Raw genomic sequence first — 13,712 nt, forward strand, 5'->3', positions numbered from 1 at the left:
ACCTTGGCGGGGCGCCAAGAATCATTCACATCAATCTCTGTCCATCCGCGCCGAAATAGAGCGGCGAGCGGTAGCGGATCACCACTCTGTCGCCTTGCGCCAGATCGGTGTCGGGGTCGGTCAGCGTCACCAGTTTCTTCGGCCCCACCGTCACATGCAGATGGTTCTGGTCGCCAAGATGCTCGACCCAATCGACGGCGCCGTCGGCATGGCCATTCACGGCCTTTTCGATCGTCAGATGTTCGGTGCGCGCGCCGATCGTCTTCGTGCCGGCCGGCACGCCGCCATCGGGAAGCAGCCCCATGGGCAAAAGATTGATCGCGGGCTGGCCGAGCCTTGCCGCGACATGCAGGTTCGCCGGCTCCGAATAGATCGTGCGCGGCGAGCCGATCTGCACCAGCACGCCATCGGCGAGGATACCGATGCGGTCGGCCATGGTCATCGCCTCGATCTGGTCGTGGGTGACGTAGAGCATGGTGGCGCCGAGTTCGGACTGGATGCGCTTCAGTTCGAGCCGCAAATCCGCGCGAAGCTTGGCGTCGAGCGAGGACAGCGGCTCGTCCATCAGGTAGATGGCGGGCTTGCGCACCAGCGCGCGGCCGATGGCGACGCGCTGCATTTCACCGCCCGAGAGCTTGGTCGAGCGGTTGGCGAGCTTGTGATGGATGCGAACCATCTTCGCCACTTCCTCGACGCGGCGGCGGATCTGGTCCTCCGGCGTTTTCCGCGCCGGCGAGCGCAACGGGAAGGCGAGATTGTCGAACACCGACAGATGCGGATAGAGCGAGTATTGCTGGAAGACGAAGGCGGTGTCACGCTCGGCCGGCGACAGTGTCGTAGCATTATGGCCGCCGATCTGGATCGTGCCGGCATCCGGCCGTTCCAGCCCCGCGATCAGCCGCAGCGTCGTCGTCTTGCCGGCCCCGGTCGGCCCGAGCAGCACGACGAATTCGCCGTCTGATATATGCAGATCGAGACCGTTGACGGCGGCATGCTCACCAAAACTCTTGGTCACGTTCTTGATGCGCACATCAGCCATGCCGCGCTCTCCGCTCAGAGGCAGTATCGTGGATCGCCGTCTTCACGGCGCGGCCGGAGCCCCTGTCGAACAGCGACAGCCGCGCGCTGTTCAAGGCCAGGCCGACATGATCGCCGGCATTGAGCCGGATTTCGGCCGGCACCCGCGCCTTGATGATGCCGTCCGCCGTTTCCACGGCGACGATCTGCGTCGTGCCGAGATATTCGGTGCCGTAGATGGCCCCGCGCAGCTTGGAGGCATCGTCGAAGCGGATGTGTTCCGGGCGGATGCCGAGCGCCATGTCGGCTGGCGCGATGTCCTCGCGCACCTCCGGTACCGCGACCTTTGCGCCTTGCACGACAATCTCCTTCGCGCCCTTGGCAAGCCCGCCGCCGAACTTGAGAAAATTCATCGGCGGCGAGCCGATGAAGTCGGCGACGAACATGGTCGCCGGCCGGTCGTAGATCTCCCGAGGTGTACCGAACTGTTCGATGACGCCATGGTTCATCACAGCGATCTTGTCGGCCATCGACATCGCTTCCATCTGGTCGTGCGTGACATAGACCGTTGTGGCGTGGATCCGGTTGTGCAGTTCGCGCAGTTCATGCACCATCAGGTCGCGGAATTCGGTGTCGAGCGTGCCCAGCGGCTCGTCCATGAGGAAGCATTTTGGCCGCCGCACGATGGCGCGGCCAAGCGCCACGCGCTGGCGATCGCCGCCAGCAAGACCCGAGACGGATTTGTTGAGCAGATGGTCGATGCGCAGCAGCTTGGCCGTCTCCTCGACCCTTGTGCGGATTTCGGCCGACGGCATGCCTTGCGCCAAGAGCGGGAAGCCGATGTTCTTGCGCACATTCATGTGCGGATAGAGCGCGAACAGCTGGAACACGAAGGCGATGTCGCGCTCGCGTGCCCTGAGCATGGTGACGTCCTCGCCGTCGAGCAGGATCTGGCCGCCGGTCGGCAGTTCCAGCCCTGCTATCATGCGCAAGGTCGTCGTCTTGCCGCAGCCCGACGGCCCGAGCATGACGAAGAACTCGCCATCCTCGACGACGAAGTTGGAATCCTGCACGGCAACGAAGTCGCCGAAGGCCTTCCTCAGGTGTTGGACGCGGATCTCGGCCATGATTATTCCGGGAACTTCGAGACGACGATGAACATCACGGTGCCAGCAAGCATGGTGATGAAGGAATGGGTGTAGAGCGACAGCGCGAAGGGCTGGAACAGCATCAGGAAGCCGATGGCGATGAGCGCCGTGGCGACGTTTTCCATCACACCGCGCCTGGCCCAGCGCGGCCAGAGCGATTTGCGTTTTGCGGATTGGGTCATGCTCATTTGCGCACCGCGCCGAAGGTGATGCCGCGCAGCAATTGCTTGCGAAGCAGGATGGTGAAAACCAGGATCGGCACCAGGAAGATCGTCGTGCCGGCCGCGACCGCCGGCCAGTCCTGGCCGCCTTCGCCGATGATGGTCGGGATGAAGGGCGGCGCGGTTTGCGCCGTGCCGGAGGTCAAAAGTGCCGCGAACGCATATTCGTTCCAGGCGAAGATCAGGCAGAAGATGGCGGTGGCGGCAATGCCGGTCGTCGCCTGCGGCAGCACGGTGCGCCAGAAGGCTTGCAGCCGCGTATAGCCGTCGATCATCGCCGCTTCCTCATATTCGCGCGGGATTTCGTCGATGAAGCCTTTGAGCAGCCATACCGCCAGCGACACGTTGACCGCCGTGTAGAGCAGGATCATGCCGAGCGCGGTGTCCGACAGGCCAAGCTCGCGATACATCAGATAGATCGGGATGGCGACGGCGATCGGCGGCATGAAGCGTGTCGACAGGATGAAGAACAGCAGATCGTCGGCCAGCGGCACCTTGAAGCGCGAGAAGCCATAGGCCGACAGCGTGCCGAGAAAGACAGCACAGAAGGTCGAGCCGAAGGCGATGATCAGCGAATTGAGGAAGCGCGGCAGGAAGTTGGACGGGCCGGCGATCACCATATTGCGCTTGCGCACCGTCTCGTCGCAGAAGCCGGTCGCCGGCCCGAGCGAGTTGATATATTCCGGCGTCTGCCTTGTCCGCGTGGTGAACAGGTTGCAGTAGCCCTCGATGCTCGGCTGGAACACGATCTTGGGCGGATAGGCGATCGAATCCGGCGGCGTCTTGAAGCTGGTCGCGAAGATCCACAAGAGCGGGACGATCGAGATCAGCGCGTAGGCGATGATGATCGCGCCGGCGATGCGCTTCGAACCTGCCGAGGGTGCGACGACAGAATGGGCTGTGGTCAGGCTCATCTCTGTTTCACCTTGTTGAGCGCCTTGACGTAGATGTTGGCCAGCCCGAACACCGCGACGAACAGGATGATGGCGAAGGCCGAGGAATAGCCGGTGCGCCAGCTCTCGAAGGCCTGCCGCTTCAGCGTGATCGAGGCGACCTCGGTGGTCGAGCCCGGCCCGCCGCCGGTGAGCAGGTTGACCATGTCGAACATCTTGAAGTTCTCGATGCCGCGAAACAGCACCGCCAGCATGATGAAGGGCAGCGCCATAGGCAGCGTGATCGACCAGAATTGCCGCCAGTTGGAGGCGCGGTCGACCTCGGCCGCTTCATAGATGTATTCAGGGATGGAGCGCAGGCCGGCGAGGCAGATCAGCATCACGTAAGGCGTCCACATCCAGGTGTCGACGATGACGATTGCCCACGGTGCGAGTTGTACGCTGCCCAGCATCTCGAAGGAGGAAGGCGGCACGCCCGTGAAAAAGGCGACGAGATAGTTGAAGAGGCCGGTCTGAGGTTGGTAGAGGAAGCGCCAGAAATTGCCGACCACGGCGGGCGACAGCATCATTGGCACCAGAATGACCGTGGTCCAGAAAGCGTGGCCGCGGAACTTCCGGTCGATCAGCCAGGCCAGCGTGAAGCCGATAACCGTCTGCAGCAGGATGGTCCAGAACACGAAATGCGCCGTTGTCTGCATGGCAATCCAGACATCCTGGTCCCCGAGGATGCGTTGGTAGTTGGCAAAGCCGAGATTCTTCACAACCTCGTTGGACCGGTTGGCGCGGTAGTTGGTGAACGAAAGATAAATCGCCCAGAACAGCGGGAAGATGTTGATGGCGAGCAGCAGAAGGATCGTCGGCGAGATGAACAGCCACGCCAGGCCCTTGTCGCTGATGCCCCGGACCCTGCGCGCCAACGGCTCCGGGGTAGCCCGGGGAACGTTGTCCGCGGTCCGATTGAGCATGGTCATTCCTGCTTCGGTCACGTGCTCGTCTCGATGATGGAATTTATCTGAACTGTGTCCCGTGCCAAGGCGGCACGGGACACTCGGCCGTGGCTCGGGAGGAGCCTTACATCTTGCCATCGTCCTGGAAGGTCGCTGTCCAGTCCTTGACCAGGCTGTCGAGCGCTTCCTGGGCCGTGCCCTGGTCGGCCACGACGTAATCATGGACGCGCTTCTGCATCGCCTGCAGCAATGTGGCGTAGCTCGGCTCGGCCCAGAAGTCCTTGACCATCTGCATCGATGCGAGGAAGTCAGGGGCGAAGGGCGCGCTGTGCGGGAAGGATGGTGCTTCCACCACCGCCTTCAGCGCCGAGTAGCCACCGATCTCCCACCATTTCTGCTGAACAGCCGGCTGGGCAAACCACTTGATGTACTTCAGCGCGTCGTCCTTATGATCCGAATACGAGACCACCGAGATGCCTTGGCCGCCAAGTTGGGTGAAGTGCGCCTGCGGGCCGGCAGGGTTGGGGAAGAACCCTATCTTGTCGCCGCCGACGTTCGGGTCCTTGTACAAGCCAGGGAAGAACGCGAACCAGTTCATCTGCATGGCCACCTGGCCTGACTTGAAGGCGTCAAGTCCCTCTGACATGTAGGCGTCGGTCATGCCCGGCGCGGTGCAGCACTTGTAGAGATCCTTGTAGAACTCGAGGCCCTTCACCGCGCCCGCCGAATTGACGAACCCCTTCATATCGTATGGCTTCTTCGGATTCTCGTATTGGAAGCCGTAGTCGTAGAGGACGTTTGTCACGCCCATGGTGATGCCTTCCGAGCCCCGCTCGGTGAAGATATACGCGCCGTATACCTTCTTGCCGTCGATATCGCGGCCTTGGAAAAACTTGGCGATGTCCTTGAGCTCGTCATAGGTCTTGGGCGGCGCCAGATCGCGTCCGTACTTCGCCTTGAACTCGGCTTGCAACTCCGGGCGCGAGAACCAGTCCTTGCGATAGGTCCAGCCGACAGCGTCGGCCATCGCCGGCAGTGCCCAGTAGTTCGGCGTGTTCTTTGGCCACTCTGAATAACCCAGCACCGTCGCCGGCACGAAGTCGTCCATGCTGATCTTCTCCTTGTCGAAGAAGTCGTTCAGCTTGACGTAATGGCCGTTCTCGGCCGCACCCCCGATCCACTGGCTGTCGCCGATGATCAGGTCGCACAATTTGCCGTGTGAGTTCAGTTCGTTGAGGAAGCGGTCGGCATAGTTGGTCCACGGCACGAACTCGAATTTCATGCCGATGCCGGTCTGCTTGGTAAAATCCTTGGACAGTTCGACAAGCGCGTTTGCCGGGTCCCAGGCGGCCCAGCACAGCGTCAGGTCTTCAGCGTGCGCGGCATTCGAGACAACTGTCGACGCAACCATCGCCGAAGCCAGTCCCAACGCCAGTTTCAAGCTCGATTTCATGCCTTCCTCCCATTTGCGAAACGCGCCCGAATGACGGTTTCAAAATCCTCAACCCTCTCCTCAGGGGCCCAAACATGGCGGCGCGGCAGCACTGCCAATGTTTAGTAATTTGTTTAGTGATGCAATTTTTACTAAACAAGGCAAGCGAATTCGTTGCTGCGCCGCAACATGACGAGCGGGCACTTGAAATCGTTGGGAAATGACCGCCGGGTTCCTCCGGCAGCCGCTCAGCCGGCCTCGTTGGCGGTGCTCGGGTTTGGCATCACCGGCCGCAGGGGTGGCGCTGGCGGCAACAATGCCCGTATATCGGCGAAGGGAAATCTGGGCTCGAAGCGGAAGGCCTCCGCCAATGAACCGGGGAGGCTGTTGCATTGGCCGGCGCGAAATTCATTTTGGATGCGCGCCCTGTCGACATATTGCTCCGGCCCCTGCGAGCGGTGCGCCCGGATCGCCTGCGTTTTGATATCCCGATAGGCGGAAATATCGACATAGTGCGTGGGCGCGAACCCGGTGCCGCCCATCGTGTCGGCATGCAGCACGGGGACGGCGAACGAGGCCGCGATGCGCACGCCGTCAGACAGGGACCGATGATCGGCGTGATAGTCGTTGGGGGCGTGCGTGATCACCAGATCCGGTCCAATCTCGCATAGAAGCGTTTTCAACGCGCCGATAAGCGCGCCGTCGGCCACCAGCTCGCCATCGGGAAAGTCGAGGAAGCGCGGCGCTGCGCCAAGCAGCGCGGCCGCGGCTGTCGCTTCCTCGCGGCGGACACGGGCCAGAACCCGGGGATCACTCTTGCCGCCCCTGGCACCATCCGTGGCCACGGCAAAAGTCAGTTCTGCGCCTTGCGCCGCATAGGCGGCCATCGTACCGAACATGAAAATCTCGATGTCGTCGGGATGCGCGCCGAGCGCCAGTATTTTCACGCTACTCTCTCCCGGAAATGGAAAAACGTGCCGAACGGAATCCTGCTCGCCCTCATCGCCTACGCAAGTTATTCGGGCAGCGATGCCGTTATCAAGAGCCTGGGCGGGCAGTTCACCGTCTTCGAGATCGGCTTTTTCTCCACCTTGTTTGCCGGCTTTTTCCTGTTCTTCACCCGCCCGGCGGGCGAACGCTGGCGCCATTTCTGGCGCATGAAACGGCCATTGGCCGTGCAGGCGCGGGCCTTTGCCGGCATCGCGTCGGGCGTGCTCAGTGTCTACGCCTTCACCCATATTCCGCTTGCCGAAGTCTACGCGCTGATCTTCCTGGCGCCTTTGCTGGTCACCATCCTGTCGACCGTCATCCTGAAGGAAAAGGTCGGCCCCTGGCGCTGGCTGGCCGTCATCGCCGGCTTCGCCGGGGTGATGCTGGTGGTGCGGCCGGGTTTTCGCGAATTGAACCTCGGCCATCTGGCCGCCTTCGTGAATGCCTTCCTCGCCGCGACCAGCGTCATCCTGATGCGATCGCTCGCCCAGCAGGAAAAGCGTACATCGATGCTCGGCGTGCTTGTCGGTTATGGCCTGCTGTTCAACGGGCTCGGGGCCGCCACCACTTCGCTCACCCTGCCAAATGCCATGCAGCTTGTCTGGCTGGCGATGGCGGGCGCCTTCACGGCCTGCGGGCAATTCATGCAGCTTCTGGCCGCCAAATACGCGCCCGCCAACCGGATTGCGCCGACGCATTATTCGCAGATCGTCTGGGCGGTCATCCTCGGCGCGCTGTTCTTCCAGGAATATCCCGACTGGCTGTCGCTGGTTGGTCTGGCGGTGGTCGGCGGTTCCGGTCTGCTGACGATGGTGCGCGAGGAGGCGCGGCTCGGCACGGTGCGCTGGAACCCGTTTTCACGGACCAGGCTTTGAGGCCGTACACATTGCAGAGCGACCGCGACCGCTGATATGCGAACGCGATGACGACCAGACTCTTGCCGGAACTTCCGGTCACAGCCGTGCTGCCGGCGCTTGTTGAAGCGCTCGGCGATGGCAACAGCGCCGTGCTGGTGGCGCCGCCCGGCGCCGGCAAGACGACGCTGGTGCCATTGGCACTGCTCGATGCGTCCTGGCTGGGAGCCGGCAAGATCGTTTTACTCGAGCCGCGCCGGCTCGCCGCCCGCGCCGCCGCCCGCCGCATGGCCGAACTGCTGGGCGAGGAGCCCGGCGGCACCGTCGGCTACGCCATGCGCATGGAGAACCGCACTTCGGGCAGGACCAGGATTCTGGTCGTCACCGAGGGTGTGCTCGCGCGCATGGTCCTCGACGACCCCGAACTGCCCGGCATCTCGGCTGTCATTTTCGACGAGTTCCACGAGCGCTCGCTTGATGGCGATTTCGGCCTTGCGCTGGCGCTCGACGTGCAAGGTGCGCTGCGGCCCGACCTGCGATTGGCCGTCATGTCGGCAACGCTCGATGGCGCCCGCGTCGCGAAACTCCTGTCGGGCGCGCCGGTGATCGAGAGCGAGGGCCGCGCCTTTCCTGTCGATATCCGCTACGACGAGCGGCCGGCCGGCGTTCCGGTCGAGGACGCCATGGCCAAGGCGATCCGTGCGGCCCTTGCCGAAGAAAGCGGGAGCGTGCTCGCTTTCCTGCCGGGCCAGCGCGAGATCGAGCGCACCGCCGAACGGCTGGCGGGCAAGGTCGGCGCCGACACCGACATCGTGCCGCTCTATGGCCAGCTCGACGGCAAGGCGCAGGACGCGGCCATCAGGCCGGCGTCGGCCGGACGCCGCAAGGTGGTGCTGGCGACCTCGATCGCCGAGACCTCCATCACCATCGACGGCGTGCGCGTCGTCATCGATTCCGGCCTGTCGCGGCTGCCGCGCTACGAGCCGGCAAGCGGCCTGACAAGGCTGGAGACCGTGCGTGTCAGCAAGGCTTCCGCCGACCAGCGCGCCGGCCGCGCCGGCCGAACGCAGGCCGGCGTCGCGATCCGGTTGTGGCGCGCCGAGCAGACGGCGGCGCTTCCCGCCTTCACGCCGCCGGAAATCCTCGAAGCGGACCTATCCGGCCTGCTGCTCGATTGCGCCGCCTTCGGTGTCGCCGATCCCACCGGGCTCGCCTTTCTCGACCCGCCGCCGGCTCCGGCACTGAACGAGGCAAGGACGCTGCTGCGCGCGCTCCATGCCATCGACGAGGCAGGGCGCCTGACGCAAGCGGGCATCGCGATGCGCAAGCTCGCTCTCCCGGTGCGGCTGGCGCATATGGTGGCCGAAGCAGCCAGGAACGGACACGCCGGCGAGGCGGCCATGCTCGCGGTGTTGCTCACCGAACGCGGCCTTGGCGGCGGCGACGGCGCCGATCTGGAACGGCGGCTGATGCGCTTTCGCCAGGAAAGATCGCCGCGCGCCACCGCGGCGCGGCAACTGGCCGAGAGGTTGGCGAAGCAGGCCTTACCCTCCCCCTCGAGGGGAGGGTCGGCGACCGAGCTGAGCGCAGCGAAGCGAGAGAGACGGGGTGGGGTCGGTTCGGGCACGCGACCCATCCTTCCACCCCACAGTGCTTCGGGGGTCGACACACCGGGGCGAGCCACAGGTCTCGCCCGTCCCTTGGACCCCCACGAGGAGGGAGATGTGACCGCCGGTCCTCTCCTCATCCACGCCTGGCCGGACCGCGTCGCCAAGGCACGCGGCGAGCGCGGCCGCTTCGTGCTGGCCAATGGCTCCGGCGCCATGCTCGATGCCGCCGACCCCCTGGCGGGCGAGCCGTTTCTGGTCGTCGCCGACCTGCAGGGCAAGGCGCAGAATGCGCGCATCGCGGCGGCGGCGGCAATAAACGAGGACGATATCCGCGCCGCACTGGCCGACCGGATCGAAACGCGCAAGCAAACGAGCTTCGACCGCGATCGCCGCTCCGTGCGCGTGCGCGAAACGGTGCGCCTCGGCGCCGTCACGCTCGCCGAGCGCATGCTGCCGGCGCCGGCCGGCGCCGATGCCGATCGCGCCATCCTGGATGCCTTGCGCGAGCACGGGCTGTCGCTGCTGAGCTGGAGCAAGGACGCCGAGACGCTGCGCCAGCGGCTCTCCTGGCTGCATCGCGGCCTCGGGTCGCCTTGGCCGGATATGTCGGACGCAGCACTTCTCGAGCGCCTTGACGACTGGCTGTTGCCCTTCCTGTCGGGTGCCGCATCCCTGGCCGCCATCGATCCCGGTGTTGTGTCGGCTGGCCTGACCTCGCTCGTGCCGCATGACCTGCGGCGCAAGGTCGATGCGCTGGCGCCGACCCACTTCGAAGCCCCGTCGGGCAGTCACGTGCCGATCCGCTATGACGGCGAATGGCCGGTGCTGGCGGTTCGCGTGCAGGAACTGTTCGGGCTGGACCGGCATCCCTCGATCGCCAACGGCACCGTGCCGCTGACGCTCGAACTGTTGTCGCCGGCGCACCGGCCGATCCAGACGACCCGCGACCTGCCTGGATTCTGGCGCGGCTCCTGGGCCGATGTGCGCGCCGACATGCGCGGCCGCTATCCCAAGCATGTCTGGCCGGAAAATCCGCTGCTCGCCGCCGCCACCGCCCGCGCCAAGCCACGAGCATGATCCCAAAGTGAAACCGGTTTGAGACAAGATCATGGTCAACAGGGAGTAGAGCTTCAATCCGACCCCATCGGATTGGAGCGGACCTAGCGTTCCCGGCTCCGCGGCTGTAATCCATGGCGATGATCAAGGTTTTGCGCGCACCCGACTTCCAGCAGAGCCAGCGGCTGCGGCTCAACACGCTGATCCGACTGCGCTGGCTGGCTATCGTCGGCCAGAGCGTGACGGTGCTCGTCGTCGCTTATGGTTTGAAGTTCCCATTGCCGGTCAGCCTGTGCTTCGCGCTCATTGCCTGCTCGGCCTGGATGAACCTCTTCCTGGCCTTCCGGTTTCCGGCCGCGCACCGGCTCACCCCGTTCGCCGCCTTCGGCATCCTGATCTTCGACAGCCTGCAGCTTGCCGGCCTGCTCTACATGACCGGCGGCCTGACCAATCCGTTCTCGCTGCTGATGACCGTGCCCGTCGTCATTTCGGCGACGTCGCTGCCCCTGCGCCTGACCGCCATTCTCGGCGCGCTGGTGATGATGGCGGCGACCTTGCTTGTGTTCATCCATCTGCCGTTGCCCTGGTATGAAGGCGCGCCGTTGGTGATGCCCTTCATCTATGTCGCCGGCATGTGGATGGCGGTACTGTCCTCGATCGCCTTCACGGCCATCTATGCCTTCCGGGTGGCCGCCGAAGCGCGGCTTCTGGCCAATGCGCTTGCCGCCACCGAATTGGTGCTGCAGCGCGAGCAGCATCTTTCGGCGCTCGACGGCCTGGCCGCCGCGGCTGCGCACGAGCTCGGCACGCCGCTCGCCACCATCACGCTCGTCGCCAAGGAAATGGAAAAGGCGCTCGGCAAGGATCCGAAATATGGCGATGACGTGAAGCTGCTGCGCTCGCAGAGCGAGCGTTGCCGCGAAATCCTCAAGCGCCTCACCAGCCTGTCGTCCGAGGGTGAGGCGCATCTGTCCCGCTTGCCGCTGACTTCGCTGGTCGAGGAGGTCACCGCGCCGCATCGCGACTTCGGCATCTCGATCAAGCTTCGCCCCGGCGAACGGACCGGGCCGGAGCCGGTCGGGCGCCGCAATCCGGGCGTCATCTATGGCCTCGGCAATCTGGTCGAGAACGCCGTCGATTTCGCCCGCAAGAACGTCACCGTGAGCTGGAGCTGGGACGAGGCGACCGTCACCTTTTCGATTGTCGACGACGGGCCCGGCTTTCCGCCTGAGATCATCGACCGCATCGGCGAGCCTTACATGTCGACGCGCCAGGGCACGGAGGCCGGCGGTGGCCTGGGGCTTGGCCTGTTCATTGCCAAGACGCTGCTCGAACGCTCGGGCGCCGCGCTCGATTTCCGCAACTCGAGCGGCCTGGGCGAGGGCGCGGTGGTGCGGATTTCATGGCCGAGAACTGTCTTCCTGAATCCGGAATCGGCCCCTGCCACCATGTTTGACACCGCGTAGATTGGACAATAGCGGCGCAAAACTATATCTGCGTAAAATTAAGGCAGCAGGATTTTCGAGACGATGACAGGCGATGAATTTATTGGCGCAATGGTCGAGGGCGAGGACACTTCGCTTCTGATCGTCGATGACGACAAACCATTCCTGACCCGCCTCGCTCGCGCCATGGAAACCAGGGGCTTCGTGGTCGAAACCGCCGAGAGCGTCGAGGAGGCGGTGGGCAAGGCGCGCGCCAACCCGCCCGCCTATGCCGTGGTCGACATGCGGCTTGGCGACGGCAACGGCCTCGATGTCGTCGCCGCCATCCGCGAGAAGCGCGGGGATTCCCGCACCATCATCCTCACCGGTTACGGCAACATCGCCACCGCGGTGACAGCGGTGAAACTCGGCGCCGTCGACTATCTCTCGAAGCCGGCCGATGCCGACGATGTCTTTGCCGCGCTCACCCGCACGACAGGTGAGCGCGCGGCACCCCCGGAAAACCCGATGTCGGCCGACCGTGTGCGCTGGGAACACATCCAGCGCGTCTACGAAATGTGCGAGCGCAACGTCTCCGAGACCGCGCGCCGGCTCAACATGCACCGCCGCACGCTGCAGCGGATCCTCGCCAAGCGCGCGCCGCGCTGATCGCCGAAACACGCAGGCAATCGCCTGCGATATTGGTAATTGGCGAAACCATCGATGACAGCGCCCCTCTCCCCGTCACTATACGAGGAGAAGATGCCGTCAGGCAGGTGAGGGGCAGCGCAACGCTTGGGAAACGATGACGGAGGCGACATGCAGGATTTGAAGCAACGGCCGGTTTCCGTCTTCCGCGAATTTCTCGACAGCGAGGCGGCCGGCGGCATCATTCTGATGGTGGCGGCCGCCCTGGCGCTGATCGTCGCCAATTCGCCGCTTGCCGAGACCTACTTCTCCGTTCTCCACGCCTATCTCGGCCCGCTCAGCATCTCGCACTGGGTCAATGATGGGCTGATGGCCGTGTTCTTCCTGCTCGTCGGGCTTGAGATCAAACGCGAGATGCTGGACGGCCAGCTTTCGACCTGGCCCAGGCGCGTGCTGCCCGGCATCGCGGCCGCCGGCGGCATGGTGGTTCCTGCCCTTGTCTATGTCGCCATCAACCGCAACAACGGGCCGGCCTTGTCCGGCTGGGCCATACCGACCGCCACCGACATCGCCTTCGCGCTCGGCGTGCTGTCGCTACTCGGCAGCCGGGTGCCGGCCTCGCTGAAGGTTTTCCTCACCGCGCTTGCCATCATCGACGATCTCGGCGCCGTGATCATCATCGCCATATTCTACACCAGCGGCCTGTCGCTGGCCTATCTCGGCGCCGCCTTCGCCGTTATTGCCGCGCTCATCATGCTCAATCGCATGCGGGTGATGACGCTGGTGCCCTATCTCGTGCTTGGCGCCATCCTGTGGGTGCTGGTGCTGAAGTCGGGCGTCCATGCCACGCTTGCCGGCGTCGCCCTTGCGCTCACCATTCCGCTTGAACGCGCCGCCGGCATCGGGCACGACCTCGAGCATTCGCCGCTGCACCGGCTCGAGCACGGCCTGCACAAGCTCGTGGCATTCATAGTCGTCCCGATCTTCGGCTTCGCCAATGCCGGTGTTTCGCTCGCCGGCCTGAGCCTTGGCGCGCTGCTCGAGCCGTTGACGCTGGGCGTCGCCGCCGGCCTCGTGGTCGGCAAGCTGGTCGGCGTCTTCGGCTCCTCCGCGCTTGCCATCCGGCTCGGCCTCGCCGACCTGCCCGCCCATGCCGGTTGGACCCACATGCTCGGCGTCTCGCTGCTCTGCGGCATCGGTTTCACCATGAGCCTGTTCATCGGCCTGCTCGCCTTCGCCAGCGATGTGGCGCTGCAGGACGCGGTCAAGGTCGGCATCCTCGCCGGCTCCTTCATCGCCGCCATCTTCGGCGCTGCCGTGCTCCTGCTGGCGCCGGCCACGGCTGGGGTGGAAAAGGACGAGGAATAGCGTCCGCGCTTCTGGCAGACGCCGCGCCGCCCCTCATCTGCCCGCCGGCATCTTTGTAACTTGTCATTTGCCGAATCCGTTATGATGGCGGGAGCGGTGGCGGA

Annotated in this window: 12 protein-coding genes; 5 read left to right on the top strand and 7 right to left on the bottom strand. The window is 64.5% G+C overall.

The features are described from left to right. Window positions 1-25: 25 nt before the first annotated feature. From FJ958_RS21365 to FJ958_RS21395, 7 genes are all read right to left on the bottom strand, one after another. The gene (locus tag FJ958_RS21365; RefSeq protein ID WP_140745230.1) at window positions 26-1,039 is read right to left on the bottom strand and encodes an ABC transporter ATP-binding protein; all 1,014 of its coding nucleotides are present in this window, start codon (window positions 1,037-1,039) and stop codon (window positions 26-28) included. Next, window positions 1,032-2,144 carry an ABC transporter ATP-binding protein gene (locus tag FJ958_RS21370; RefSeq protein WP_140745232.1) on the bottom strand — a complete coding sequence of 371 codons (1,113 nt, stop codon included), beginning with the start codon at window positions 2,142-2,144 and terminating at the stop codon, window positions 1,032-1,034. The genes FJ958_RS21365 and FJ958_RS21370 overlap by 8 nt, the downstream gene beginning before the upstream one ends. 2 nt (window positions 2,145-2,146) lie before the next feature. Next, window positions 2,147-2,353: a hypothetical protein gene (locus FJ958_RS21375; RefSeq protein WP_140745234.1), complete on the bottom strand. Its 207-nt coding sequence runs from the start codon at window positions 2,351-2,353 to the stop codon at window positions 2,147-2,149. Next, window positions 2,350-3,300, bottom strand: coding sequence for a carbohydrate ABC transporter permease (locus FJ958_RS21380; RefSeq protein ID WP_140745236.1), 951 nt, complete (start codon window positions 3,298-3,300; stop codon window positions 2,350-2,352). The genes FJ958_RS21375 and FJ958_RS21380 overlap by 4 nt, the downstream gene beginning before the upstream one ends. After that, a complete protein-coding gene (locus tag FJ958_RS21385; protein ID WP_140745238.1) occupies window positions 3,297-4,244 on the bottom strand; it encodes a sugar ABC transporter permease in 948 nt (315 codons plus the stop codon). The genes FJ958_RS21380 and FJ958_RS21385 overlap by 4 nt, the downstream gene beginning before the upstream one ends. Window positions 4,245-4,350: 106 nt before the next feature. After that, entirely contained in the window at window positions 4,351-5,679 is a 1,329-nt protein-coding gene (locus tag FJ958_RS21390; RefSeq protein WP_140745240.1) for an extracellular solute-binding protein, read from the bottom strand. Between the two features lie 227 nt (window positions 5,680-5,906). Continuing rightward, entirely contained in the window at window positions 5,907-6,605 is a 699-nt protein-coding gene (locus tag FJ958_RS21395) for a PIG-L deacetylase family protein (protein WP_140745242.1), read from the bottom strand. A 27-nt stretch (window positions 6,606-6,632) separates the two neighbouring features. Here FJ958_RS21395 and FJ958_RS21400 point away from each other — a divergent pair, with 27 nt between their 5' ends. The 5 genes from FJ958_RS21400 to nhaA all read left to right on the top strand — a co-directional run bounded on the left by FJ958_RS21400 (window position 6,633) and on the right by nhaA (window position 13,608). Further along, the gene (locus FJ958_RS21400; protein WP_140745244.1) at window positions 6,633-7,523 is read left to right on the top strand and encodes a DMT family transporter; all 891 of its coding nucleotides are present in this window, start codon (window positions 6,633-6,635) and stop codon (window positions 7,521-7,523) included. 47 nt (window positions 7,524-7,570) lie between these two features. Next, on the top strand, window positions 7,571-10,189 hold the full coding sequence (hrpB, locus tag FJ958_RS21405) for an ATP-dependent helicase HrpB (protein ID WP_140745246.1): 2,619 nt from the start codon (window positions 7,571-7,573) through the stop codon (window positions 10,187-10,189). Between the two features lie 113 nt (window positions 10,190-10,302). Next, window positions 10,303-11,634: an ActS/PrrB/RegB family redox-sensitive histidine kinase gene (locus FJ958_RS21410; RefSeq protein ID WP_140745247.1), complete on the top strand. Its 1,332-nt coding sequence runs from the start codon at window positions 10,303-10,305 to the stop codon at window positions 11,632-11,634. A 63-nt stretch (window positions 11,635-11,697) separates the two neighbouring features. Continuing rightward, window positions 11,698-12,261, top strand: coding sequence for an ActR/PrrA/RegA family redox response regulator transcription factor (locus tag FJ958_RS21415; RefSeq protein ID WP_140745249.1), 564 nt, complete (start codon window positions 11,698-11,700; stop codon window positions 12,259-12,261). A gap of 150 nt (window positions 12,262-12,411) precedes the next feature. Beyond that, window positions 12,412-13,608, top strand: a complete 1,197-nt coding sequence (gene nhaA / locus FJ958_RS21425) for a Na+/H+ antiporter NhaA (protein WP_140745253.1) — start codon at window positions 12,412-12,414, stop codon at window positions 13,606-13,608. Window positions 13,609-13,712 lie beyond the last annotated feature (104 nt).

This window comes from Mesorhizobium sp. B2-3-5 (assembly GCF_006442395.1).
Classification (GTDB): domain Bacteria; phylum Pseudomonadota; class Alphaproteobacteria; order Rhizobiales; family Rhizobiaceae; genus Mesorhizobium.